Here is a 24349-nt window from a genome sequence, read left to right as displayed (position 1 = left end):
CGACGATATGGGCAGGACAAAGACCGAAAACATCCCACCGGATGTTTATATCCAGTTTGTGCGGTCGTTGTTCGACAACGCCCACATGCTGGTGATTGGCGGCGTGTGCTACTGGATCCTCGGATTCATGATCTACTTTCGCACGCACAATCCGTTGTTCCTGGCTTTCTCTTTTACTCTACTGTCCATCAGCCTTTTCCGTTACTTCGGCATTCGCGCCTTCCGCAAGGCGGGCGGTATCATAGCCAATGTCGACGAGGCGCGGCGGTGGGAGCGCAACTACATCCTCAAGGGCAGCCTGCAGGGCCTCGGGTTGGGCGCGCTATGCTTCATTTCGATCTATGTGTACCCTGACCCCTTTGCCGAACTGGCCGCGACGTCGCTGGCCATTGCTACCCTGGTCACGGTTGTTGGCCGGAACTACGGATCTCCGCGCATGGTGCGGATTTTTTCCGTGACCTTCATTGGTCCGGCGGCACTTGCACTCTTGCTGCGGATGGATGTCCCTTCGGTCGTTCTAGGGTTGATGATCATCCCGTTGACTTTCATCACCATCAACAGCGCCGATCACGTCCGCAACGTGCTTTTCTCGGCCGTCATTGGCCACAAGGAAGCGAGGAAGCTCGCCCTCAGGTTCGATCGCGCCCTCAACACCATGTCGCACGGCCTTGTCATGCTCGGCCCCAACGGCCGCGTGGCGGTGGCCAATGCCGAGGCCGCGCATCTGATGTCGCTCAAGTCACCGGATGCGCTGCTCGGGCGGTCGATCCACGGTCTGTTGATGCGCGGTGTCGCCGGCGGCATGCTGGCGCCGAAGGATTGCCGCTATATCGAGGCCCAGTTGACGCGCGCCCTGCGCGAAGGCCGCGACCGCAAGGTGCTGGTTTCGCTCGCCAACGGCCAGCACTATGAATTCTCGGCTCGCGAGGGTAGCCAGGAGCTGGGCGTCATCACCTTCGAGGACGTCACCGCCCGCGTCGAGGCGGAAGACAAGATCCGCTTCATGGCCCGCTACGACAACCTCACCGGCCTGCCCAACCGCGCCTATTTCCACGAACTGGTCGGCGAGGCCATGGCGTCCGGCGACGGCGACCGTCTCTGCGGGCTGGCAGTGCTCGACCTCGACGATTTCAAGAGCGTCAACGACACGCTTGGGCACCCGATCGGCGACGGGTTGATCTACGCCGTCGCCGAGCGCCTTGCCGCCATTGCCGGGCAAGGCATCACGGTCAGCCGTTTCGGCGGCGACGAATTCATGGTCTTCTTCGACCGCGTCGAGGACGAGAGCCATCTGACCGGCCAGCTCGACGAGATTTTCGCCGGTTTGCAGGGAGAGGTCGACGTCGCCGGTCACGGGCTGCGCATCCAGGCCAGCGGCGGCGCGGTGCTGTCGCGGGTCAAGGATACCGATGTCGACGCCATGATCGTCAAGGCGGACCTGGCGCTCTACAAGGCCAAGGAACTCGGCAAGAACAGCTGGCGGCTGTTCGAGGCCTCGATGGATGCCGCCTTCCGCAACCGTCAGCTGATGAAGGCGGATCTGCGAACCGCCGTGGAAAGCAAGGCCCTGCGGGTGGTCTATCAGCCGATCGTGGCGATGAACACCATGCGTATCGCCAGCTGCGAGGCGCTGTGCCGCTGGGATCATCCAGATCTCGGGCCGATCTCGCCCAGCATCTTCATCCCGCTGGCCGAGGAAATGGGCATCATTTCCGAGATCAGCACCTTCGTGCTGCAGGCGGCCTGCACCGAATGCGCCAAATGGCCGGACCAGACGAGCGTCTCGGTCAATCTCTCCGCCAAGGATTTCCGCAGCCGCGACGTCGTCCAGAAGGTTCGTGACGCGTTGATCAGCTCCGGCCTCGCCGCCGGTCGGCTGGAGATCGAGGTCACCGAAACGGCGCTGCTCGACGACAAGTCGCTGACGCGCCAATACATCGAGGAGCTGAAGCAGCTTGGCGTGCGCATTGCGCTCGACGATTTCGGCACCGGCTATTCGAGCCTGAGCTACCTGCACAAGCTGCCGCTCGACAAGATCAAGATCGACCGCTCGTTCCTGATAGACGTCACTCAGAACAGCCGCTCACTCGAACTGCTCAAGGGCATTGTCAATCTGTCACGGCCGCTCGGACTTTCCGTGACCGTCGAAGGTGTAGAGACCTTCGAGCAGCTCAAGATCCTGGCCTTGCAGGTCAAACCGGATCTCGTGCAAGGCTTCCTCTTCGGCGCCGCGCTTAGTGCGTCGGGTATCGAGACGATGTCGAGTGCCACCTGGCCATTCGTCGCTGACCTGCGTCTCACCGGCAAGCGGACAGCCAGTTAGTATCCTGCTTTTCGAAGTTGGCTCTTGGCAGCCTGCTCCTCATGCGAGTTGTTCATCAGTAGACATTTCCAAACCGACGTCCGGCCGTTAACGTTAACAGAAGGTAAATCAACAATATCGGAATTTCAGCTTGTGTCTCATTTCAGCTCGAATAGCCTATCCGCAGGCGGAATTTTCGAGGACAGACAATGGATGCTGCACGGGCTGTAGGGAGTGCGTCTGGCGGGGTCAGCACGGCTGGGGATTCGGTGTTGAACCGATCGATCATGCAACTGCTGGAGCATGTCGATTATCGCCTTATTACAGGAGGCGAGGACCTGGAGGCGATCTACCGACTTCGCTATAAATCCTACCTGCGCTCAGGCATGTGCGGTCCGATCGACAGCGGGATGTTCGAGGATCGCTGGGACAATCTGCCCAATTCCTACCGGTTCGGTGTCTATTGCTATGGCGAATTGGTCAGCACGATCCGCTTCCATTACATCTCCAGCGAGCACCCGTATTCGCCCTCCGTCGATGCCTATCCGGAAATACTGATCGAGCGACTTGCCCGCGGAGAAACCTTCATCGACGGAACCCGGTTCGCAACCGATCCCGACAGCGCGCCGGCGCCCGGAGTGCTGCCTTTTCTGACACTCAGGCTTGCCATGGTGGCCTCGCGCTACTTTGGCCAGGACTCGGTCCTTACGCCGGTCAAGATCGAGCATTCCAATTTTTATGCCCGTTACTTCAATGCCGTGCAGAGGACTGAGGGCAAAGAGTTTCCCGGCGTTCTTACTCCGATCGCACTGTTCGAAATCCCTGCCGGCGAAAACATGCGCCTGACACTCGAACGGTTCCCATTCTTCAGGTCGACGCCGACCGAACAGCGGCTGATGTTTGCCAATCCGGCAATCAACCGGTTGACGCCCTTGTCCATCGTGCCGACAGCGAAATATTATCGCGAAGCCGCCTGAGGCAGCGCGATTTTCGCGAAGCGCCTGGACCTTTCCGGCCACTTCCGCGTTCTGGATGACGTCAAGGGCGCTGCCGCGCCCGGGCATCGCCGCGAAGTCTTTGAAGGAACCCCCACATGCACATCTCGCAGCTCGCGCTCACGCCCCTCATCTCGCTGATCGCCGGCGTGCTGATTCTCATCATGCCTCGGCTGTTGAACTACATTGTCGCGCTCTATCTGATCGTCGTCGGTCTGCTCGGGCTTTTCCCTCATCTTGCCGGCTGAAGCGTCCGTCAACCGGCGAAGAAATGTAGCGTCGCGGCGACGATCGCCTCGGGCACCGGGGAGCCGGCTTCAATTTTCCTTTGAGGCAGTTGTCGGCTGCGATGCGGCAATAGCGCCATTGCTCTCTGCTCGGCTTTTCGCTATGTGCCTGAAAGATGTCTTCGAAGGGGTATTGCTATGGCTGATCACACGCCGACCGGTCCTGTCGAACTGGGCGCGAAGATGGACTATGCCGAGCATGACCGCACCTATGCGGGCTTTCTCATGCTGGCCAAATACGGATCGCTCTTTTGCGGCGCCATACTGCTGGCGATGGCTTTCGGTTTCTTTGCGGGCGGCTTCTTTTCGGCGACCATCCTGTTCATTCTGATTCTGGCCGCCGGCGCCTTTATCCTCCGATAGATTTTTCCGACACCTTGTCCACGGCGCCGCCGCGAGGCCGGTCGGCGTCTTGCGGGAAACAGCTTCCGGCCGAAAGGATCATGCGGTGGGACAGACGGTTTTCATCCCTCGTGAACTCGATGCCAACGAGCCGCGCGTAGCGGCTTCGCCTGACACGGTGAAACGGCTGGCGGGGCTTGGCTTCGATGTCGTCGTCGAGACCGGTGCCGGCACGAGGTCGCGCATCCCCGACGAGGAGTTCGCCAAGGCCGGTGCCGCCATCGGCAAGGCCGGCGATGTCGCCAAGGCCAATGTGGTGCTGAAGGTCCGCCGGCCGACGGATACTGAGCTGAAGGGCTACAAGCCCGGTACGGCTGTCATCGCCATCATGGATCCCTATGGCAATGACGCCGCCGTGGCGGCCCTGGCCAAAGCCGGCGTCACCGCCTTCTCGATGGAGTTCATGCCGCGCATCACCCGGGCGCAATCGATGGATGTGCTTTCCTCGCAGGCCAATCTCGCCGGCTACCAGGCGGTGATCGACGGCGCTTCGGAGTATGATCGCGCCTTGCCGATGATGATGACGGCGGCGGGCACGGTGCCGGCGGCGAAAGTCTTCATCATGGGCGTCGGCGTCGCCGGCCTGCAGGCGATCGCCACCGCGCGTCGCCTCGGTGCGGTCGTCACCGCCACCGACGTGCGCCCCGCCGCCAAGGAACAGGTCGCCTCGCTCGGCGCAAAATTCCTGGCGGTCGAGGACGACGAATTCAAGGCGGCCGAGACGGCAGGCGGCTACGCCAAGGAAATGTCGAAGGAATATCAGGCCAAGCAGGCGGCACTCACCGCCGAGCACATCGCCAAGCAGGACATCGTCATCACGACGGCGTTGATCCCCGGCCGGCCGGCGCCGAAGCTGGTGTCGGCGGCCATGGTCGCCTCGATGAGGCCGGGCTCGGTGCTCGTCGATCTGGCGGTCGAGCGCGGCGGCAATGTCGAGGGCGCTGAAGCCGGCAAGGTCGTCACCAGGGCCAACAACGTCAAGATCGTCGGCCATCTCAATGTGCCGGGCCGCGTCGCCGCATCCGCCTCGCTGCTTTACGCCAAGAACCTGTTCGCTTTCCTCGAGACGCTGGTCGACAAGACCACCAAGACGCTTGCCATCAACCGCGATGACGACCTGGTCAAGGCAACGATGCTGACCGATGGCGGCAAGGTGGTCCATCCGGCCTTCGCCAAGGCCGACCAACAGCCTCATGTCGAACCCGCCGCGATCCCGGCCACCACCATGGTCGCCGATGCTTCGGCCAAACCGGCTGCAAAGAAGGCCGCGCCCAAGAAACCGGCCGCACCCAAGTCGCCCTCGTCGAAGTCGAAAGGCATTGCGTGATGGATCAGACCCTGCAGAAAGCCCTCGACCAGCTCGACCAGGCCTCCGCCGCCGTTCGGCTGGCGGTACAGAACATGGCGACCGCGCCCGGCGGCGCCGAGGCGGCCGGTGATGCCGCGCATGCGCTGTCGGGCGGTGCCATCGATCCCTTCGTCTTCCGCTTCGCCATCTTCGTGCTGGCGATCTTCGTCGGCTATTATGTCGTCTGGTCGGTGACGCCGGCGCTGCACACGCCGCTGATGGCGGTCACCAACGCCATCTCCTCGGTCATCGTCGTCGGCGCCCTGCTTGCCGTCGGCATCGCCGCCTCCGGCATTGCCGCCGGCTTCGGCTTCGTCGCGCTGATGCTGGTGTCGGTCAACATCTTCGGCGGTTTCCTCGTCACCCAGCGCATGCTGGCCATGTACAAGAAGAAGGAGAGGTAGAGCGCCATGAACGCCAACTTCGCGTCCTTCCTTTATCTGGTTTCCGGCGTCCTGTTCATCATGGCGCTGCGTGGCCTGTCGCATCCGACCACCAGCCGCCAGGGCAACCTCTACGGCATGATCGGCATGGGCATCGCCATCGCCACCACGCTGGCGCTGGCAACCCCGTCGGCCGGCCGTTTCGGCTTGATCGTGCTTGGCCTTGCCATTGGCGGCGGCGTCGGCGCCATCACCGCGCGCCGCATCGCCATGACCTCGATGCCGCAGCTGGTCGCGGCCTTCCATTCGCTGGTCGGTCTTGCCGCCGTCATGGTGGCCGCCGCGGCCATCTATGCGCCGGAAAGCTTCGGCATCGGCACGGCCGGCGACATCCATGCCCAGGCCCTGATCGAGATGAGCCTTGGCGTCGCCATCGGCGCCATCACCTTCACCGGCTCGGTCATCGCCTTCCTCAAGCTAGACGGACGCATGTCGGGCAAGCCGATCATGATCGGCGGCCGCCACTTCATCAACGCCGCGCTTGGCATCGCGCTCATTGTGTTGATCGTGCTTCTGGTCACGACGGAATCGAAGCTGGTGTTCTGGCTGATCGTCGCGGCATCGCTGGTGCTGGGTATCCTGCTGATCATCCCGATCGGCGGCGCCGACATGCCGGTCGTGGTCTCGATGCTCAACTCCTATTCCGGCTGGGCAGCGGCCGCCCTTGGCTTCACGCTCGGCAACCTGGCGCTGATCATCACCGGCGCGCTGGTCGGCTCGTCCGGCGCGATCCTGTCCTACATCATGTGCAAGGGCATGAACCGCTCGTTCATCTCGGTCATCCTCGGCGGCTTCGGCGGCGAGACGGCGGCGGCGGCCGATGACGGCATCGAGCGCAAGGTCAAGCAGGGTTCGGCCGACGATGCGGCCTATCTGATGATGAACGCGCAGAAGGTCATCATCGTGCCCGGCTACGGCATGGCGGTGGCCCAGGCGCAGCATGCGCTGCGCGAGATGGCCGACAAGCTCAAGGCCAACGGCGTCGACGTCAAATATGCGATCCACCCCGTCGCCGGCCGCATGCCGGGCCACATGAACGTGCTCTTGGCCGAGGCTAACGTGCCCTACGACGAGGTGTTCGAGCTCGAGGACATCAACTCCGAGTTCGCGCAGGCCGATGTCGCCTATGTCATCGGTGCCAACGACGTCACCAACCCGTCCGCCCGCGATGACAAGTCCTCGCCGATCTACGGCATGCCGATCCTCGACGTCGACAAGGCCCGCACCTGCCTGTTCGTCAAGCGCTCGCTCGGCTCCGGCTATGCCGGCATCGACAACACGCTGTTCTACAAAGACGGCACCATGATGCTGCTCGGTGATGCCAAGAAGATGACCGAAGAGATCGTCAAGGCTATGGATCACTGATCAGCGGATCAGCACTGAGATGCGCCAAGAAACGCCCGGCCTCGCGCCGGGCTTTTTCTTGGCTTGACGGTGGTTTCGGGGCTACGATGACGAATGCCCGTCCCGTCGACGGGATTGTCGTCAACGGAGACGTTGGTGCCCGACCCCATCGCATCGCAGGCCACCCCAAAAGCGCCGCGCAAGCTCAGCCAGGCGGTGGTGATCGTGCATGGCATGGGCGAACAGCGGCCCATGGATACGCTGCGGGGCTTTGTTCAGGCGGTCTGGAGCCATGACCCCGCCCGTGCGCCGTTTTATGCCCATGTCGCCGATCCGGTCGACCCCGCCGGCGCGAAGATCAACCAGAGCTGGATCACACCCGACAGCCGGACAAATTCGTACGAACTTCGCCGCATCACGACGCCTTACGATGTCGATGGCCGTCGCACCGATTTCTACGAGCTTTACTGGGCCGACATCACGCAAGGCACGACACGGGGCCGGCTCGCGGCCTGGGTGACGAACCTGCTGTGGCGCAAGCCCGCCGACATTCCGCGCGACGCCCGCAAGCTCTATCTCGTCACCCTCTTTGCGGTCATCGTCGTCCTGTGCGCGACGCTGGCGCTGGCGACGTCGGTTTGGCAAGGCTACATGTCCTGGGCCGCCGGCGTGCTCGTCACGATCCTGGCCTCATTCGTCATCTGGTCGGTCGACCGGTTCGGCCTTCCCTATTTCGGCGATGTCGCCGCCTATGTGCGCGCGGAAGCGGCGACAGTCGAGAAGCGCGCGCTGATCCGCGAGCGTGGCCTCAGGCTGCTGAAGCGCCTGATGTTGGACGATACCTACGACCGGATCGTGCTCGTCTCGCACAGTCTGGGATCGATGATCGCCTATGATCTCTTGCAGATATTGTGGGCCGATTTCAGGCCCCGAAAACTGGAGGCCATCCGCGACAAGGCGAAACTCAAAGCGATCCGCGCCATCGACAAGGCGACGCTCAGTTCCGACGGTTCCGCGTGGCCCGATAGGCTGGACGACCTCGCCGGTTTGCGGCGTGATCAGTGGGAGCTTTACCGACAGCTGCGCACGAAAGATGCCGACCATCCGCTGCCATGGAAGATCAGCGATTTCGTCACGCTCGGCAGTCCGCTGACCCACAGCGAGTTTCTGGTGACGTATGACCTCACCGAGTTCCGGCGCGGCATCGCAGAGCGCCTGCTCTCAGCCTGTCCGCCAATCGCCGAAGGGGCCGCAGCCGGAGGCACTATCCTCTATCAGGAAGGGCGCAGTCCGTCAGGCAAACCGCAACGGGCGGTGCATCATGGCGCGGTGTTTGCCGCAACGCGATGGACCAACATCTTCGACAGGGGCAATGGCTGGCTGACCGGCGACCCGATTTCCGGGCCGATGACCGAGAATTTCGGCCCCGGCGTGGAGAACGTCCAGGTCGAGCTGCGCGGCTCCCTCGGCCGCATCTTCACGCACACGCTCTATTGGTCGCTGGCGGCAACCGGCGTCGAGGTCGCCGCGTCGGCCGGCGTTGTGCCGCGCACGCATCTTGCCGTGCTGCGCGACGCTGTGGATCTTGGCCGTAAGCTGGAGCCAAGCCAAGCGCCGGCGACTGCCAAACGATAGAACAGAGAGATCCCACCGCGCTGCATGGCAATTCAAACAGAAATCCACTCCGGGCTTGGCCCGGAGTGGATTGATTTGCTTCGGCCCCAGAATCAGCGGCCGGTCAGAAACACCGCCTCCTCGTCGTCGCGCTGCCTGCCGCCGAGGGCCGCCGCAGCACTTGCGATGAAGGCACCGATGGCCAGCGACAGCGCACCAAGCAGCGCAAAGGTCGCGCTCCCCTTCCTGGCGGTGTCAGCCGCCTGCTTGGCCTTGACCTTGGCGTCCTCGACCTTCGCAACAAGAGCATCGACACGCGCCTTGGCGTCGGCCTCGGACAGACCGGTGCGGGCAACGACCAGTTGCGACAGATAGGTCTTGTCGTCCGCCGAAATCTCGCCGGCAGCAGCGCCGGCGATCAGGATGCGCGAGGCTTGCCCGACCGCGGCGGCATTACTGTCCGGATTGGCTACTGCGAGCTTGCCCGCATCGGCCGGGCGGAACAGCGAATCCACCAGATACGATGTCGCATTGTCGGTCGAAGCGCCGCCGGCGGAAGCACCGGCCGACGCGCCCATGACGGCGCCCGAGGCAACGGTCGAGACCGCCTGCACGCCGGACCCCAGCGCAGTGGACAGGGCCGAGCCAAGCACCCCGACGACGAGCAAAGTGGCCAACGCCCAGGCGAGGAAGCCGTGGGCGGTGTCGCGGAAATAGACCTCGTCGGTATGGATGCCGACCCATTTGGTGCGCAGGCGCCCTGCAAGGTAGCCGCCGACACCGGAGGACAGCCATTGCACGACGATCAGCCAGATCGCGGTGGACACCGCGAAGGTGGTGACCGACGCGCCTGAGCCCGACCAGGGTGACACGATGGTGAGACCGAGCCCTGAGCCGAGCAGCATCAGGATCAAGGTCAACGTCGAGGCCGCGAAGGCACCGGCGATGATCGGTCCCCAGCTGACGGCAGGAGTGGAGGATTCAGTGGAAGCGGAAACGTCGACAGCCGATAGGGTGGACTGCATGAATTTCCCCCTACCGTACGAAAAGCATGATCAGAATGATGATTGGAATCGGGATTCCAAGTAGCCAGAGCAAGATACCGCGTCCCATGAAGGCCTCCTGTGAGAAATTGTGATCGATACTGTCACAATGTCCCTCGGGGACTTCCGTTCCGGCGGGTTATGAAATGATTTTGTTTGCCTCGGATGGAACAAATTGGCGCGCCGCAGCGCGCCAATGCCGGAGATCAATATCCGGGGAGATCAAATATCCAGGTTGGCGACCGACAAGGCGTTGTCCTGGATGAACTCCCGCCTCGGCTCGACCTCGTCGCCCATCAGCCGCGAGAACAGACTGTCCGCGTCGGTGGCGTCATTGACCTTGACCTGCAGCAGCGACCGCACATTCGGGTCGAGCGTGGTTTCCCAGAGTTGCTCGGCGTTCATCTCGCCGAGACCCTTGTAGCGCTGCATGGTCAGGCCCTTGCGGCCGGTCGCAAAGACCGCGTTGAGCAGCGCCAGCGGCCCCGAGATGGTTTCGGCGACATCCTTGCGGCGCAGCACCGGCGGCGTCCCGTAGACCTCGCTGAGGCGCTGTGCGTAGCGGTCGAGCTGCCGTGCATCGGCCGAATTGATCAGCGCCAGGTCGAGATGCGCGTATTCCTTGACGCTGCGCACCGTACGCTCGAACACATAGCCACCGACGCCTTCGTTCGAAGTCGACATGCGGCCGGTCCAGCCGCGCTCGGTATCCTCTGCGATGATGTCGAGGCGTTTTGCAATCCGCTCCGCCATGGCATCGGCGCGGCCGAGGTCTGTGAAGACGTCGGGGTTGAGCCCGCCGGCGATCGCCGCCTGTTCGACCACGCCTCTGTTGTAGCGCGTGTGCAGCCCGTTGATCAGCTGCCGCACCGCCAGCGCGTCGTCGATGGCGCTGCGCAGATCCTGTCCGGTGCGAACTTCGCCCGAGCCCAGAGAAAGCGATGCTTCTTCGAGCCCCGAGCCGATCAGGAACTCCTCGAAGGCGCTCTCGTCCTTGATGTATTGCGAGCTCTTGCCGCGCGTCACTTTGTAGAGCGGCGGCTGGGCGATGTAGAGATGGCCGCGCTCGATCAGTTCCGGCATCTGCCGGAAGAAGAAGGTGAGCAGCAAGGTGCGGATGTGGGCGCCGTCGACGTCGGCGTCGGTCATCAGGATGATCTTGTGGTAGCGCAGCTTGTCGGCGTTGAACTCGTCCTTGCCGATCGAGGTGCCGAGCGCGGTGATCAGCGTGCCGATCATGTCGGAGCCGAGCATACGGTCAAAGCGGGCCCGTTCGACATTGAGGATCTTGCCGCGCAGCGGCAGGATCGCCTGGTTCTGGCGCGAACGGCCGCCCTTGGCCGAGCCGCCGGCGGAATCGCCCTCGACGATGAAGATTTCGGATTTCGCCGGGTCGCGTTCCTGGCAGTCGGCCAGCTTGCCGGGCAGCGAGGTGACGCCGAGCGAGCTCTTGCGGGTGATGTCGCGCGCCTTGCGCGCGGCTTCACGCGCCGCCGCGGCCTGGATCACCTTCTCGATGACCACCTTGCCCTCGCTCGGGTGTTCTTCCAGCCAGGTGCCGAGCGCTTCGTTGACAAGCCCTTCGACAACCGGACGGACTTCCGACGAGACCAGCTTGTCCTTGGTCTGCGACGAGAACTTTGGATCGGGAACCTTGACCGACAGCACCGCTGTCAGGCCTTCGCGGCAGTCGTCGCCGATCAGCGAGACCTTTTCCTTCTTGGTCAGGCCCGAGGAATCGCCATAGCCGGTGATCTGACGGGTCAGCGCACCGCGGAAACCGGCCAGATGGGTGCCGCCGTCGCGCTGCGGGATGTTGTTGGTGAAGGCCAGAACGTTCTCGTGGTAGCTGTCGTTCCACCACATCGCCACCTCGACGGTGATGCCGTCGCGCTCGGCCTTGATGGCGACCGGCTTGTCGATCAGCGGTTTCTTGACGCGGTCGAGATATTTGACGAACTCTTCCAGCCCGCCATCATAGTGCAGCTCGTGGCGCACGATGTCGGCATGGCGGGCATCGGTCAAAACGATGCGCACGCCGGAATTCAGGAAGGCGAGTTCGCGCAGCCGGTGTTCCAGCGTGCCGAAGTCGAATTCGACCATGGTGAAGGTTTCGGCCGACGGGAAGAAGGTGATCTCGCTGCCGCTGCGCCCTTCATAGGTGCCGGCAACCTTGTGCTGTTCGTAGCTGCCCGTGGCCTTCAGCGGCGCGTCGGCATTGCCGTGCGTGAAGCTCATCTCGAAGATCTGGCCGTTGCGGCGGATCTTGAGCTTCAGCCATGCCGAAAGCGCGTTGACCACCGAGACGCCGACACCATGCAGGCCGCCCGACACCTTGTAGGAATTCTGGTCGAACTTGCCGCCGGCATGCAGCTGCGTCATGATCACTTCGGCCGCGGAAATGCCTTCGCCGGTGTGGATATCGGTCGGAATGCCGCGGCCATTGTCGATCACGGTGACCGAACCATCGGGGTTGAGCGTCACCGTGACGAGGTCGGCATGACCGGCCAGGGCCTCGTCGATAGCGTTGTCGACCACCTCGTAGACCATGTGATGCAGGCCGGAACCGTCGTCGGTGTCGCCGATATACATGCCGGGGCGTTTGCGGACAGCATCCAACCCCTTCAAAACCTTGATGGAATCGGCGCCGTATTCGGCTTCAGCGCCGTTGTTGTTGTCGATCTGATCGCTCATGAAAACCTGTTGTCTGGATGCCGCTTGCACGGTGCTAAAAATCGGCACCGAATCGCGCCTCTGATATTGTCTAGATATAGGCGCTAAAGGCGGTTTTTCCAAGGTTTGCAGGCATTTCCGGGGTGAATCCCGAGCCGGCAGCCGGCTATTTTTTTCGAGCGCCGGATTTGGCGAGAAGGCTGCGCAAATGTTTGATCATGAATTTGTCTCCGGGCGCCAGCCGCCCCGTGCGGTCGAGCTCCAGCGTTAGGTTGAGCGCCGTGGTCAGCGCGGCCTTCGGATCCCTCGCCACATAGGCATAGGCGACGTAGGCGCGCGCCAGATCGATTTGCCAGATCGCATTGTTCGGATCGGACTGGGCCAATTTCTGGGCAATAGCGAGGCTGGCCTCGAAGGCCGCCTTGGAACCCTCAAAGTGACGTCGGTCGGTTTCCAGATACCCGATCTTCTGCAGGGTGATCGAAATATCGCGTTGCCAGTTCAAATTGGCAGAATCCAGCTTGGCCAGCCGGTCGGCAATAGAAAGGCTGTCCTGATAGTTTTGCAGGGCGCCGCTGGCATTGCCTTGCACCCTAAGCACCTCGGCGACCCGCTCGAGGCACACCGACAGGTCGCGCTGCCAGTCCGTGTTGCCGGGATCGATGGCGGCAAGGTCGCGCGCCGTGGCCAGCGCCTGCTGGTGGGCCTCCAGCGCGAGCGGCCAATCCTTCTGGTCGCTGTAAGCATTGCCGATTTTGGAGTAACCAATCGACAGGTCGCGCTTCAAGTCGGTATTGTTAGGGTCGCGGCGCGCCAAGTCTTCGGCGATCGCCTGGCTCTTGTTGAAGGCTACGAGCGCACCGGCGGCGTCGCCGCGCTCCCGCAGCAGATCACCGATCTTGGTTTGGCTGACTGAGACAGCGCGTTGGCGCCGCGTGTCATCGGGCTTGTTCTCGGCCAGCGCCAACCGAATTCTCAGGCTCTCTTCCAACGCTGTCTGGGCGCCATCCAACTGACCGGCAGTACGGGCAAGGTCGCCGATTTCGTCATAGGTGATTGTCAGATCACTGAGCAGATCGGCGCGGCCCGGCTCCGCATCGGCCAACTGCTGCTTGATCGAGAGGCTTTGCTGATAGGCTTGGGCCGCGGCGCGCACATCGCCTTGCGTCGCCAGCACGTTGCCGATCTTGTCGTTGGCCATGGCAAGATCACCGAGCCAGTCCTTCTTGTCCGGCACGCTCGTGGTCAGGTCCTGCAGCATGTCCCTGGCCGCCTCATAGTTTTCCAGGGAGGTTGGCAGGTCGCCTTGCGCCATCCTTGTGTTGGCGAGCTTGATATGGCTGATGGCGAGATCGCGCTTGACGCTGGGATCGGTTTCCTGAAGCGACCGCTGCTCGAGGTTGGCCAAAAGTGCGGAAAAGGCGCGGCCGGCCGCCTCGACATTGCCAACCGTCGTATAGAGGGTACCGAGTTCCTCCAGCGTGCGGCTCTGGCGGTCGGCCTGTTCCAGGCTGAGTGAGGTCTGCCCGGCCTCGCCATACAGCGCCAGCACGAATTCGTAGCCGTTGATGGCTGCCGCATAGTTCAGGTCGGCGCGCGCCGCGCCTGCCGACAGGAATACCGTTGCGGCCTGCGACAGCGTGCGGTCGACGAAATTCACCTTCAGTGCGTTGCGCGACACCTCGTCGATATTGGCCGCTTCCGCCAGCTTTGCCTGCGCTGCGTCGAAGGCGCCGAGCGACAGCTGCTCTTCGGCCTGCCGACGCAATTCCGTCACTCGCGGATCATCGGCCGCGAGCGTCTTCATCTCGCCGCGCACCTTGACGAAGGCGTCGGCCGCTTCACGCAGCCGGGTATTCAGGCTGTCCGCTGACAAATTGCCGGTGTCGGAACCAATCAGCGCGCCATAGAGCGGCGCCAGCGGCATGTCGGCGTCGCTGGCGATCTGCTCGACCTGGCCGCGCATGTCCGGCGTCACGTCGGCCATGGCGAGCAGCAGGCGTTCGCGCTCCGGCAGCTGTTCCTTGGCCGCCGCGGCAAAGAACAGTTTGGGCAGGCCGCTCTCGACGTAAGGCAGCTGTTTTCCGCGCGACAGGTCATAGACCTCCTGCTGCACCAAAGTCAGCACCGAGCGGATCTCGAGACCGTCGGTGCCGAGATATTTGGTCAGTGCCGTCGTAAACGGCGAATTCTGGCCGGTTCCGTCGGCAGCCGTCTCGCCGGGGGCGGCCGAGAAGGCGAACAGGATATTTTCCGCGCGGCCAATCCGGCCAAGTCCCGGCTTGACCTTGTCGGCAACATCCTTTGCCAGTGAGGTCGCGCCGCGCCCTTCGCTGCTGCTTCCCGAGAAGGGATCGCTGCGGCAGGCGTCGAGCACGATCAGCCCGACCCTTGCGGTGGCGGCGACCGTGTAGCGCACTTCCTCCAGCGGCAGGCTGGTCTTCTGCAGCGCATCGAGCGAAGAGGCGTCGGCATCGATCGGCAGCAGCCGGTTGTCGCCTGAGATTTCGACGCCATGGCCGGAGAAGTAGACCAGCGCCACGTCGGCGCCTTTCGCATCCTCGCGAAAATCGTCGAGCGCGCGGCGCATGCGTCGGAGATCACGGTTGGTTTCGAGAACGACCTCGAAGCCGAGCTTCTTCAGCGACGCTTCCATTGCCTCGCCGTCATTGATCGGATTGGCGAGCGGCCTGACCAGACGGTAGTCGTCATCGGCAATGACCAGCGCCACGCGCCGCTCCGCCACCGCGGTGGCGGTGGTCGTAAGCGTCAGCAGCAAGGCAAACAGCAAGCGCAAGTCGAACCGCCCCGGCTCAGTTGTTCGCCAACCATTCCACCTCTTTATGGCGCGAGCAAGCCGGGCTTTGGGCCGAAAACCGGCTCCTTCAGGCTGCTCGCATCGGCTTCAGGGCTTCACTCCAGCGCAACAGCTCGTCCAGCATGGTCGTGGTTGCGCCCTGCACCTGCTCGCTGGCCCGGTAAGAGCCGTCATGCTCGAGCAGTTTCTGATAGAGCGACAAGGAAACCCCTTCGGAGATTGGCATTACGCCCACCGAAGTCAGCAGCGGCTTGAGCGCTTGCGCCGCGCGCAGGCCGCCGGAGACGCCACCATAGCTGAAGATGGCGGCGGGTTTGTATTTCCACTCGCGTGCGAGATAGTCGATCGCGTTGATGATCGCCGGAGCGGCGAAATAATTGTATTCCGGCGCCACGAAGACGAAGGCGTCGGCGGCATCGATCGCCTTCGACCAGGCCTTGGTGTGGTCGTTCTGATAGTTGCCGAGCTTGGGGTGATGCGGCTCGTCCAGAACCGGCAGATTGAACGCGGCAATGTCGGTCAGCACCGGGTCGAATTTCCCGTGCTCGCGCGCGAATGCCTCCAGCCATTCGGCGAAAACCGGTCCGGCGCGGCCGGGCCGCGTGCTGCCGATGATGATGTTCAACTGGTGCTTCAAGGCGGGCTCCTTCGATTAGCGGTATCTGTTGGTGACTGTCACCTACGGCAGAGCGTCCCTGGGGACAAGGCGAGGTCGCCGGCGCAGCGGTCACGATCAGATGAACAGACTCTCTAAGTTCGCGTCTTGGGCGCTGAGGTTTCGGTCTGCGTTTCGGTCACATGGACGCCTGGATTGCCAGCCACTACATTGAGGTATCAGCGGAGCACTCCATGGACGTCCAGCCCGCCCCCTTCGTTCCCCCGGCGCCAAAGCCGCGCACGACGCCGCCCTCGACGCTGGAGATGATCCGCATCGTCTACCGCAACCCGCTCGAATTGTGGGGCGAGCATACCTACAACGAGCCCTGGATTTCGGTGAATGGCATTGGTGGACATCTGGTCGTTGCCAACGATCCCGGCCTCATCCGCCACGTGCTGGTCGACAATGCCAAGAACTACAAGATGGCGACGGTGCGCCAGAAGATCCTGCGGCCGATCCTGCGCGACGGCCTGCTGACCGCCGAGGGCGAGGTCTGGAAGCGTTCGCGCAAGGCGATGGCGCCGGTGTTCACACCGCGCCACATCTTCGGCTTCGCCGAGCCGATGCTCAAGCGCACGCAAGAGTTCGTCGCCCGCTACGAGGGTGGCGGCACGTCCGACATCGCCCATGACATGACGCTGCTCACCTATGACATCCTGGCCGAGACGCTATTTTCCGGCGAGATCGCTGGCCAGCCGGGCAGTTTTGCCAATGAGATCGACCGGCTGTTCGAGACCATGGGCCGCGTCGATCCGCTCGACCTGTTGCGCGCGCCCGATTGGCTGCCACGGCTCACCCGCATCCGTGGTCGCAAGACCATGGCCTATTTCCGCAAGATCGTCACCGGCACGGTCAAGCTGCGCGAACAGAAATTCAAGCGCGACCCCGATGCCGTGCCGCAGGATTTCCTGACGCTGCTGCTCAAGGCTGAGGGGCCCGACGGGCTGACGCGGGCCGAGGTCGAGGACAACATCATCACCTTCATCGGTGCCGGCCACGAGACCACGGCGCGTGCACTCGGCTGGACGCTTTACTGTCTCGCGGAATCGCCATGGGAGCGCGACAGGGTCGAGCAGGAGATCGACCGGGTGCTGGCGCGCGAGCCCGATCCGACGAAATGGCTCGACGCAATGCCGTTCACGCGCGCGGCCTTCGACGAGGCGCTCAGGCTCTATCCGCCGGCGCCGTCGATCAATCGCGAGCCGATCGAACCGGAAATGTGGAAGGATCTTTATATCCCGAAATACGCCGCGGTGCTGGTCATGCCGTGGGTCGTCCATCGCCACAGGAAGCTGTGGGACCGCCCTGACGCCTTTGTGCCGGAGCGCTTCCACCCGGGAAACCGCGAGAAGATCGATCGCTTCCAGTATCTGCCGTTTGGCGCGGGCCCACGCGTCTGCATCGGTGCCAGCTTCGCCATGCAGGAGGCGATCATCGCGCTCGCCATCATGCTGGCGCGCTTCCGCTTCGACACCACGGCCGAGACGAAACCCTGGCCGGTGCAGAAGCTGACCACGCAGCCGCAAGGCGGTTTGCCGATGCAGGTCACGCCGCGCTAGGGATGCACTGACTTATGCTGCGGGCTTGCGCTGTTGGAACTGGCCGGCGGCGCGGAAGCGCCAGAGGTAGCTGGGCAGGATCGTGGCGATCGATTGCGGCTGGATGCCGAGCCCGACCAATGTCCGGTTAGCCTTGGCCGCCGCGTCCGAAACGATGTTGTGCTCGCGCAGCTGCATCACCTGGTCCTTGGTCAGCAGCGGATTGGGTAGGAGCCCGAGGATCGAGGCCTGCATATTCGCCACCCACCACGGCACCGGCACCAGCAGGCGCTTGCGTTCGGTCACGTCTAGCAGTTCTTCCATGCACTCCTTGAAGGTCAGCACCTTGGGGCCGCCAAGCTCGTAGATCTGGCCGCCATCGACCTTGCCGTCGACCGAGCGCGCCACGGCTTCGGCGACGTCGCCGACATAGACCGGCTGGAACTTGGTCTGCCCGCCGCCGATCAGCGGCAGCACCGGCGAATAGCGCGCCATATTGGCGAAGCGGTTGAAGAAGCTGTCCTCCGGTCCGAAAATGATCGACGGCCGGAAGATCACGGCGTCCCTGATCGTCTCCAGGACGGCCTTTTCGCCAAGTGCCTTGGTGCGTGCGTAGTCCGATCCGGAGTCTAGATCGGCACCAAGCGCTGAAATATGGGTGAGGCCGGCGCCGACGGCGCGCGCCGCTTCAGCCACCGCGCTGGCGCCGAACTCATGCACCGTGGAGAATTTCTGCCGGCCGCTCTGATGCAGGATGGCGACAAGATTGACGACATGGTCGGCACCTTGCACGGCGCGGTCGACCGACCAGCGGACGCGCACATTGGCCTGCACCGGCTGGATCTGGCCGACATTGCCGAGCGGCTGCAGGTGGCCGGCGAGATCGGGCCGCCGGCAGGCGACCCGGATGCGATAGCCGCGCTTGGCCAGCGCGCGCACGACATGGCGGCCGACAAAACCTGACCCGCCAAAGACGACGACGAGCTTTGGGGTCTGCAGGATTTCGGTCATGGCTGGCTCCGGCGCTCGCAAGCTTGGCTGAAGCCGTTTCATAATCCGTTTCGCGCCAAAGGCAAAGGGCGACGCGTGGTCGCGTCACCCCTGTTTCGATCTGTTAGAACGCCTTGCCGATGCGGGCGTCGACTGAGTGGCGGTTGCCGCCTCGAATGACGAAGAAGAGCAGGATCGCGGCCCACAAAAGCGACTTCTCGGCACCCGAAAAGCCCTGGCTCATGGTGACCCAGTGGAACCAGACAGTGACCAGCAGCACGAACAGGCCAGCAAAGGCGGCCGGCCGCGTCAAAAGGCCGATGGCAATGAAGATGCCGCCGAAGAATTCCGTGCAGGCCAGAAGCAACGACCACAAGGCGCCGGGATAGAAGCCGAGGCCCTCGACCATTTCGGCGGCGCCGAAAGGATTGGTGATCTTCTGCGAGCCATGGATGGCGAGGAACGCACCGGCGACGACGCGAAGAGCGGTTTCACCGGCGTCATGCAGCGACGAATACAGGCGGCCAAGCACTGGAACGATCAGCTTGCCGCGGGAGGCGTCAGTGGTCACGGACATCGTAGCTCCTGTTTTTGTGATAGTCCTTTGCAAACGCCCGATGGCTCCCATCAAGTCAAGTTAACAAAAGTTAACTTTCATCATCATGTTTTGGCGTCATAGAACGAAACACAGAAAACCCCGCCGCAGCGGGGTTTTCCGGGTGACATCATGCGAAGCCAGGGGCCGACGGAGCGGCCTGACCTGGGACGGTATCAGGAGGGCGTGAAGCAAGTACGCCCACCCCAGCCCTGGACATCCGACATGGTGCCGCCAACCTTCTTGCAGGCCGCGATGAAATCGGCGCTGCAGTTGGCGAATTTTGCATGGCCGTTCTTGCAGTAATGATCCTCGGTGGCGCCGCCGCTCGGAGCGGTGATCACGCCGGGCGCGGACGGCTTGACCGGCGCGGCCTTCAAGGAGGCAGCCTGTGTGGCGCCCATGAACGAGCCGAGAAGAAGGACGGCGGTCAGCATGGTGAGCTTGGTGTTGGTCATGGCAATTTCCTTTTGATTTTGGGTGGGTTTTCGAGGCGCAAAGGGACATCCCCTGCGTAAAACAGGCTTTCTCTTCGGTTTGCTGTTCCCCTCGGTGTGGATCGGGCAAGCTCGCCTTGCCCTGGACATAGCTGGGTCGCTGCGATGCGCGGAAAGGTTCAGCAGCACGCAAAGAAAATTTGCACCGCAGCTCGCCTTGGGCGGGCAGTCTTCAGATAACTAGCTGATAAATAAGCGGATTATTCAGGAAGAATAACGTGCGGCGAATTCGGAAATGCGCTGCACCACCGCCTTTGGCGCGGTGATGCCCCGCGCCTGCGCCTTCTCGGCGGCTTCGGCCCGGGCACGCCCGGGCACATGCACGCCGAAGCGCCGCCGCAGCCGGTCGAGCTGGTCCTTCATGCGCTGCTCGAAATCGGGATCGAGCAGCTTGGGCTCGACGGCAAGCACGAACAGCCCGGTTCCTGGACTGTCCGGCCCGCCGGTGAACCATGGCGCATCGAGCGACCAGTTGGCGCCCGACAGGCCCGCCGCCAGCACTTCGACCATCAGCGCGATGTTGGCGCCGCGCTGGCCACCGAAGGCAAGCATGGCGCCTTTCATGGCGGCGGCCGGATCGGTGGTCGGGTTGCCGCTGGCATCCAGCGCCCAGCCTTCGGGGATCTTTTTGCCGTCTTCCGCCGCCTTGCGGATGTTGACGAAGGCGGTAGCGCTCGACGACTGGTCGATGACCAGCGGCGCGCCGTCGGCGGCAGGTGCTGCAAACGACATCGGGTTGGTGCAGTAGACCGGCTTGACCGAGCCCGAGCCGGCGAGCACCGCCGGGCCATTGGTGGCAGCGAACGACACCAGCCCAAGTTCTGCCAGCCTGCCGGTGAAGTAGCCGAGCGCGCCGCATGTATAGGCATTCTTCTGCGAGAAGATGGCGACACCGAACAGCTTTGCCGCCTTGGCGAGGTCGTCGATGGTGCGGTCGAAGCCGGTATGCGCCAGCCCGCCGCGCGCGTCGGAGAGATAGACCGCCAGCGCCGGCCGGGTGATCACCGGGTCGGCATTGCCGTCGATGCGTCCGGCTTCGAGCGCCTCGAGATAATCGATGAAATGCGACAGCCCGACGGTCGAAAGCCCTTCCGACTCGGCGGCGATGATAGAGGCGGTGAGCGATTGCGCCGCTTCCTCATTGGCGCCGGCGCCAAGCGCCGCCATCCGGCAAAGTCCTTTTGCCTGGTCGAGACTGAGTTGCATCATGGCTGCCTCTAAGCGAGTAGGGAGTGGTGGCTAGTGAATAGAGGATGCGGCGCGCCGCTTCTACCCGCTATTCGCTGCTGGCTGCTCGCTAGCCGATCTTGTTGGGGATCCGCGCCTCGATCCTGCTGAAGGCGAAGACCAGGATGCCGGTGATCGTCATGTAGATCAGCGCCAGCAGCAGCAAGGGTTCGTAGGTCAGGTAGGTGTCCTGCCGCACCTTGGACGAAACGGCGAAGATATCGATGACGCTGATCGTTGCCACCAGCGGCGTCGACTTCAATTGCAGCACGGTTTCACCGGTCAGCGTCGGCAGCGCACGATAGAACGCTTGTGGCAGCCAGATGCGCCGAAATGTCTTCCAGCGGGTCATGCCGAAGGCGCGGGCGGCCTCGAGCTGGCCCTTGGGAACGCCGGCAAAGGCGCCGCGCATCACCTCGCCCTCATACCCGGCGAAAGACAAGGTCAGTGCCAGCACGCCATAAGGCCAGGCTTGCCGCAGATACGGCCACATCCAAGATTCGCGGATCCACGGATATTGCGGAAACAGCGAGCCCAGGCCGTAGTAGAGCAGCCAAAGCTGGATCAGCAGCGGCGTGCCCCGGATCACCGTGCAGAAGACCTTGGCCGGTGCGGCGAACCAGAAGGAGCCGGTCGCCTGCGCCAGCCCCAGCGGCACGGCGAGCAGGAAGCCCAGCACGCAGGTGACGGCCAGGATCCACAGCGAGCGCCAGATGCCCAGCAATCCCATTTCATAATACTGCGGCAGCCAGTCCCACCGCATGAAAAAGGTGGCCCCCAGGACCAGCCCCAACGCCACAAGGATCAGCACAATGCGGTGCGGCTGCAACCACAGCGACGTTCGCGCGACGATATTGATAATGGCCGTTTCACCGGTCATCAGCGCGCCTCCTTGAGCGAAGGCATGCCGCGCCGCGACCAGGCCTCGATACGGCCGATGATCAGATTGGAAAACAGCGACAGCAGCAGATAGAGCACGCCGGCGGCGAAAAAGAAGGTGAAATAGGCTTTGGTGACGCCCGCGGCCTGCCGCGTTGCCAGCGCCAGTTCATAGAAGCCGACGACCGCCAGCAGCGCGGTGTCCTTGGTGGCGATCAGCCAGAGATTGGCGAGGCCCGGTATGGCGAAGGGCAGCATGGCCGGCAAGGTGATGCGCCGCAGCAGCAGGCCGGGAGACATTCCATAGGCGCGGGCGGCTTCGATCTGGCCTTGCGGAATGGCCAGGATCGCGCCGCGTATCACTTCGGTCGAATAGGCCCCCTGGACAAATCCGAGCACGGCGATGCCGGCGGCAAGGCCGCTGATGTCGACGCGCTGATAACCCATTGCCGTCAGCGCCTGGTTGATCAGGTCGGTTCCGGCATAATACAGCAGCAGGATCAGCACCAGTTCGGGCACGGCGCGCACGATGGTGGTGTAGACGGCCAGGAGATCGCGTACCACCGGCCCGCCATAGAGCTTGCCATAGGCGCCACCGGTGCCGATCAGAAGGCCGAGGCACGTGGCGCCCAGCGCGATCTCGATCGAGTGGAGCAATCCAACCAAGAGAGCTCCGCCCCAGCCCGGCGGGTAGGGCGAGAGAAGCTCGATGATGCCGGCCGCGGAGGCCGAAAGAAGTGCGTCGATCAGCGTCGTCCCCGAATTGCTGGCGTCAGCCGCTGTCAATTTTCGTCAGCGGAAAGCGTGCGTGGACAGGTTCCGGCGAAACCGCACGGCGCGATGCCGTGCGGTTTTTGCTCATGCGTGGACGACGTCAGTTCGACTGCGTCGGGCCGCCGTAAATGTCGAAATCGAAGTACTTCTTCGAGATTTCGTCATACTTGCCGTTGGCGCGGATGGCCTTGATGCCGGCGTTGATCTTGTCCTTCAGCTCGGTGTCCTCCTTGCGCACGCCGGCGCCGACGCCCGGTCCGAGCACTTCATCGTCCGGAGCCACCATGCCCTTGAGGTCGCAGCACGCCTTGCCCTGGTCCGACTTGAGGAATTCGCCAAGCGCGATGGAATCGGCCTGCACCGCGTCGAGACGGCCGGCGGCAAGATCGTTGTTGGCCTCGTCCTGGGTCTGGTATTCCTTGATCTCGGCCGCCTCGGTGAAGTGCTTCTTGGCGTAGACGGCATGCACGGTCGACACCTGAACCCCGACCACCTTGCCCTTGAGGTCCGCGGGCGCGGGCCCGAATTTCTGGTCCTTGGGACCGATGATCGCGGTTGGCGTGTTGTAATACTTGTCGGAGAAGTCGATCGTCTTCTGGCGCTCGGCGGTGATCGACATCGAGCTGGCGATGACATCGATCTTCTTTGTCGTCAGCGCCGGGATGATGCCGTCCCAGGCAACCGGGGTGATGACGCAGTCGAGTTTCTCTTCGGCGCAGACGGCGTCGATGAAATCGATCTCCCAGCCAACCCACTTGCCCGAAGCATCCGGCGAGGTGAAGGGTGGATAGGGCTCGGCGGCGACGCCGATCTTGACCGGATCGGCCTTGGCCACGCCCATGGCGGCGACGCCCAGCAGCAGCGCTGCGGCAAATGTCTTCAGAACAGTCTTCATTTCACGACTCCCAGTTTGTTGTTGGTTCCCGGTTTTCTTCCGTCTCGGCCTGTCCTAGCCGACGTTGCGGATGAACTGTTTGAGCCTTTCGGATCTGGGCGCGCCGAAGATCTGCTCCGGCGGTCCTTCTTCCTCGACCAATCCATTGTAGAGATAGACGACATGCGTCGCGACCTCGCGGGCGAACTTCATCTCGTGAGTGACCAGCACCATGGTGCGGCCTTCGCGCGCCAGGTCGCCGATCACCTTCAGCACTTCGCCGACCAGTTCGGGATCGAGCGCCGAAGTCGGCTCGTCGAACAGCATGACGCGCGGATTGATGGCCAGCGCCCGGGCGATCGCGGCGCGCTGCTGCTGGCCGCCCGACAGATAGGCCGGATAGACGTCGCGCTTTTCGGCCAGGCCGACGCGGGCGAGCAGTTTCTCGGCCTCGCGGATCGCCACATCGTGCTGGACGCCAAGCACATGCACGGGAACCTCGATGACGTTCTCGATCAGCGTCATGTGGCTCCACAGGTTGAAGTTCTGGAACACCATTCCGAGCTTGGAGCGGATGCGCTCGATCTGCTTGCGGTCGGCCGGAACCGTGTGGCCGTGGCTGTCGGCCCTCAGCTTGATCTCCTCGCCATTGACGCGGATGATGCCGCTGGTCGGGTTCTCCAGGCAGTTGATGCAGCGCAGCAATGTCGATTTGCCCGAACCCGAGCCGCCGATGATGGCGATGACCTCGCCGTCGCGCGCCGACAGCGAGACGCCTTTCAGCACATGCAGCTCACCGAACCGCTTGTGCAGGTTCTCGACATGGATGGCTTCGGCGGCGCCGTCCTGCGCCGTGTGTTTCAGTACGGGGACGGCGCTTTGCGCCATCATCTCTTCGACGCTCCGAGGAGTGGTCGAGCCCGTCGCTGCTGGATTCTTTTACCCATTACCCGTCACTGGACAGAGTTCCCGTTCTCAAGATGGACCGTTCCGCTTGCCTCCGTCAACCATGGTTTTTGGACTATTGATCACAGCTTGCCGTAGTGGT

The 24349-nt window shown here is 63.1% G+C and carries 21 protein-coding genes; 9 read left to right on the top strand and 12 right to left on the bottom strand.

Annotated features, from left to right (window positions below):
* Positions 1–7: 7 nt before the first annotated feature.
* The 8 genes from CGZ66_RS07240 (at position 8) to CGZ66_RS07205 (ending at position 8756) form a co-directional block, all read left to right on the top strand.
* Positions 8–2323, top strand: a complete 2316-nt coding sequence (locus tag CGZ66_RS07240) for a putative bifunctional diguanylate cyclase/phosphodiesterase (RefSeq protein WP_095082969.1) — start codon at positions 8–10, stop codon at positions 2321–2323.
* 248 nt (positions 2324–2571) lie between these two features.
* Positions 2572–3279, top strand: coding sequence for an N-acyl amino acid synthase FeeM domain-containing protein (locus CGZ66_RS07235; RefSeq protein WP_245331037.1), 708 nt, complete (start codon positions 2572–2574; stop codon positions 3277–3279).
* A gap of 116 nt (positions 3280–3395) precedes the next feature.
* Positions 3396–3545, top strand: a complete 150-nt coding sequence (locus CGZ66_RS07230) for a DUF3096 domain-containing protein (RefSeq protein ID WP_019862764.1) — start codon at positions 3396–3398, stop codon at positions 3543–3545.
* 177 nt (positions 3546–3722) lie between these two features.
* Complete coding sequence (locus CGZ66_RS07225; protein ID WP_095082965.1) at positions 3723–3947, top strand: aa3-type cytochrome c oxidase subunit IV; 225 nt, start codon at positions 3723–3725, stop codon at positions 3945–3947.
* 85 nt (positions 3948–4032) lie between these two features.
* Positions 4033–5313, top strand: a complete 1281-nt coding sequence (locus CGZ66_RS07220; RefSeq protein ID WP_095082963.1) for a Re/Si-specific NAD(P)(+) transhydrogenase subunit alpha — start codon at positions 4033–4035, stop codon at positions 5311–5313.
* A complete protein-coding gene (locus tag CGZ66_RS07215) occupies positions 5313–5738 on the top strand; it encodes a proton-translocating transhydrogenase family protein (RefSeq protein WP_095082961.1) in 426 nt (141 codons plus the stop codon). The genes CGZ66_RS07220 and CGZ66_RS07215 overlap by 1 nt, the downstream gene beginning before the upstream one ends.
* Before the next feature lie 6 nt (positions 5739–5744).
* A complete protein-coding gene (locus CGZ66_RS07210) occupies positions 5745–7142 on the top strand; it encodes an NAD(P)(+) transhydrogenase (Re/Si-specific) subunit beta (protein WP_095082959.1) in 1398 nt (465 codons plus the stop codon).
* 135 nt (positions 7143–7277) lie between these two features.
* Positions 7278–8756 carry a hypothetical protein gene (locus CGZ66_RS07205; protein ID WP_095084308.1) on the top strand — a complete coding sequence of 493 codons (1479 nt, stop codon included), beginning with the start codon at positions 7278–7280 and terminating at the stop codon, positions 8754–8756.
* Positions 8757–8848: 92 nt separating this feature from the next.
* On the opposite strand, the gene CGZ66_RS07200 is transcribed toward CGZ66_RS07205, so the two are convergent.
* The 4 genes from CGZ66_RS07200 to CGZ66_RS07185 all read right to left on the bottom strand — a co-directional run bounded on the left by CGZ66_RS07200 (position 8849) and on the right by CGZ66_RS07185 (position 15906).
* On the bottom strand, positions 8849–9760 hold the full coding sequence (locus tag CGZ66_RS07200; RefSeq protein ID WP_095082957.1) for a hypothetical protein: 912 nt from the start codon (positions 9758–9760) through the stop codon (positions 8849–8851).
* A 240-nt stretch (positions 9761–10000) separates the two neighbouring features.
* Positions 10001–12472: a DNA topoisomerase (ATP-hydrolyzing) subunit B gene (gyrB, locus tag CGZ66_RS07195; RefSeq protein WP_095082955.1), complete on the bottom strand. Its 2472-nt coding sequence runs from the start codon at positions 12470–12472 to the stop codon at positions 10001–10003.
* Positions 12473–12617: 145 nt separating this feature from the next.
* Positions 12618–15248 (bottom strand): caspase family protein, encoded by a 2631-nt coding sequence (locus CGZ66_RS07190; RefSeq protein WP_095082953.1) that lies wholly within the window; start codon positions 15246–15248, stop codon positions 12618–12620.
* Between the two features lie 88 nt (positions 15249–15336).
* Complete coding sequence (locus CGZ66_RS07185) at positions 15337–15906, bottom strand: NADPH-dependent FMN reductase (RefSeq protein ID WP_095082951.1); 570 nt, start codon at positions 15904–15906, stop codon at positions 15337–15339.
* 212 nt (positions 15907–16118) lie between these two features.
* Here CGZ66_RS07185 and CGZ66_RS07180 point away from each other — a divergent pair, with 212 nt between their 5' ends.
* Positions 16119–17486 (top strand): cytochrome P450, encoded by a 1368-nt coding sequence (locus CGZ66_RS07180; protein WP_095082949.1) that lies wholly within the window; start codon positions 16119–16121, stop codon positions 17484–17486.
* Between the two features lie 12 nt (positions 17487–17498).
* Here the strand turns inward: CGZ66_RS07180 and CGZ66_RS07175 are convergent, their stop codons facing one another.
* From CGZ66_RS07175 to CGZ66_RS07140, 8 genes are all read right to left on the bottom strand, one after another.
* Positions 17499–18476: a complex I NDUFA9 subunit family protein gene (locus tag CGZ66_RS07175; RefSeq protein ID WP_095082947.1), complete on the bottom strand. Its 978-nt coding sequence runs from the start codon at positions 18474–18476 to the stop codon at positions 17499–17501.
* A 103-nt stretch (positions 18477–18579) separates the two neighbouring features.
* Positions 18580–19032: a DoxX family protein gene (locus CGZ66_RS07170; protein WP_095082945.1), complete on the bottom strand. Its 453-nt coding sequence runs from the start codon at positions 19030–19032 to the stop codon at positions 18580–18582.
* A gap of 194 nt (positions 19033–19226) precedes the next feature.
* The gene (locus tag CGZ66_RS07165; RefSeq protein ID WP_095082943.1) at positions 19227–19508 is read right to left on the bottom strand and encodes a hypothetical protein; all 282 of its coding nucleotides are present in this window, start codon (positions 19506–19508) and stop codon (positions 19227–19229) included.
* A 243-nt stretch (positions 19509–19751) separates the two neighbouring features.
* On the bottom strand, positions 19752–20753 hold the full coding sequence (locus CGZ66_RS07160; RefSeq protein WP_167392072.1) for an Ldh family oxidoreductase: 1002 nt from the start codon (positions 20751–20753) through the stop codon (positions 19752–19754).
* Positions 20754–20844: 91 nt separating this feature from the next.
* Positions 20845–21654, bottom strand: coding sequence for an ABC transporter permease (locus CGZ66_RS07155; RefSeq protein WP_095082939.1), 810 nt, complete (start codon positions 21652–21654; stop codon positions 20845–20847).
* Entirely contained in the window at positions 21654–22367 is a 714-nt protein-coding gene (locus tag CGZ66_RS07150) for an ABC transporter permease (RefSeq protein WP_206073704.1), read from the bottom strand. Before CGZ66_RS07150 ends, CGZ66_RS07155 begins: the two co-directional genes overlap by 1 nt.
* A gap of 160 nt (positions 22368–22527) precedes the next feature.
* Positions 22528–23322, bottom strand: coding sequence for a transporter substrate-binding domain-containing protein (locus CGZ66_RS07145; protein WP_095082937.1), 795 nt, complete (start codon positions 23320–23322; stop codon positions 22528–22530).
* A gap of 54 nt (positions 23323–23376) precedes the next feature.
* Positions 23377–24189 carry an ABC transporter ATP-binding protein gene (locus CGZ66_RS07140; protein WP_095084306.1) on the bottom strand — a complete coding sequence of 271 codons (813 nt, stop codon included), beginning with the start codon at positions 24187–24189 and terminating at the stop codon, positions 23377–23379.
* Positions 24190–24349 lie beyond the last annotated feature (160 nt).

The sequence above is a fragment of the Mesorhizobium sophorae genome (assembly GCF_002270415.1).
GTDB classification, from domain to species: Bacteria; Pseudomonadota; Alphaproteobacteria; order Rhizobiales; family Rhizobiaceae; genus Mesorhizobium; species Mesorhizobium sophorae.
This window is presented reverse-complemented; position numbering and strand designations above follow the sequence as displayed.

Coding starts and splice junctions, on each gene's coding strand:
- CGZ66_RS07165 (WP_095082943.1), bottom strand. CDS start 19,508: ATGACCAACACCAAGCTCACCATGCTGACCGCCGTCCTTCTTCTCGGC.
- CGZ66_RS07140 (WP_095084306.1), bottom strand. CDS start 24,189: ATGGCGCAAAGCGCCGTCCCCGTACTGAAACACACGGCGCAGGACGGC.
- CGZ66_RS07145 (WP_095082937.1), bottom strand. CDS start 23,322: ATGAAGACTGTTCTGAAGACATTTGCCGCAGCGCTGCTGCTGGGCGTC.
- CGZ66_RS07240 (WP_095082969.1), top strand. CDS start 8: ATGGGCAGGACAAAGACCGAAAACATCCCACCGGATGTTTATATCCAG.
- CGZ66_RS07230 (WP_019862764.1), top strand. CDS start 3,396: ATGCACATCTCGCAGCTCGCGCTCACGCCCCTCATCTCGCTGATCGCC.
- CGZ66_RS07155 (WP_095082939.1), bottom strand. CDS start 21,654: ATGACCGGTGAAACGGCCATTATCAATATCGTCGCGCGAACGTCGCTG.
- gyrB (WP_095082955.1), bottom strand. CDS start 12,472: ATGAGCGATCAGATCGACAACAACAACGGCGCTGAAGCCGAATACGGC.
- CGZ66_RS07200 (WP_095082957.1), bottom strand. CDS start 9,760: ATGCAGTCCACCCTATCGGCTGTCGACGTTTCCGCTTCCACTGAATCC.
- CGZ66_RS07175 (WP_095082947.1), bottom strand. CDS start 18,476: ATGACCGAAATCCTGCAGACCCCAAAGCTCGTCGTCGTCTTTGGCGGG.
- CGZ66_RS07170 (WP_095082945.1), bottom strand. CDS start 19,032: ATGTCCGTGACCACTGACGCCTCCCGCGGCAAGCTGATCGTTCCAGTG.
- CGZ66_RS07180 (WP_095082949.1), top strand. CDS start 16,119: ATGGACGTCCAGCCCGCCCCCTTCGTTCCCCCGGCGCCAAAGCCGCGC.
- CGZ66_RS07160 (WP_167392072.1), bottom strand. CDS start 20,753: ATGCAACTCAGTCTCGACCAGGCAAAAGGACTTTGCCGGATGGCGGCG.
- CGZ66_RS07215 (WP_095082961.1), top strand. CDS start 5,313: ATGGATCAGACCCTGCAGAAAGCCCTCGACCAGCTCGACCAGGCCTCC.
- CGZ66_RS07210 (WP_095082959.1), top strand. CDS start 5,745: ATGAACGCCAACTTCGCGTCCTTCCTTTATCTGGTTTCCGGCGTCCTG.
- CGZ66_RS07225 (WP_095082965.1), top strand. CDS start 3,723: ATGGCTGATCACACGCCGACCGGTCCTGTCGAACTGGGCGCGAAGATG.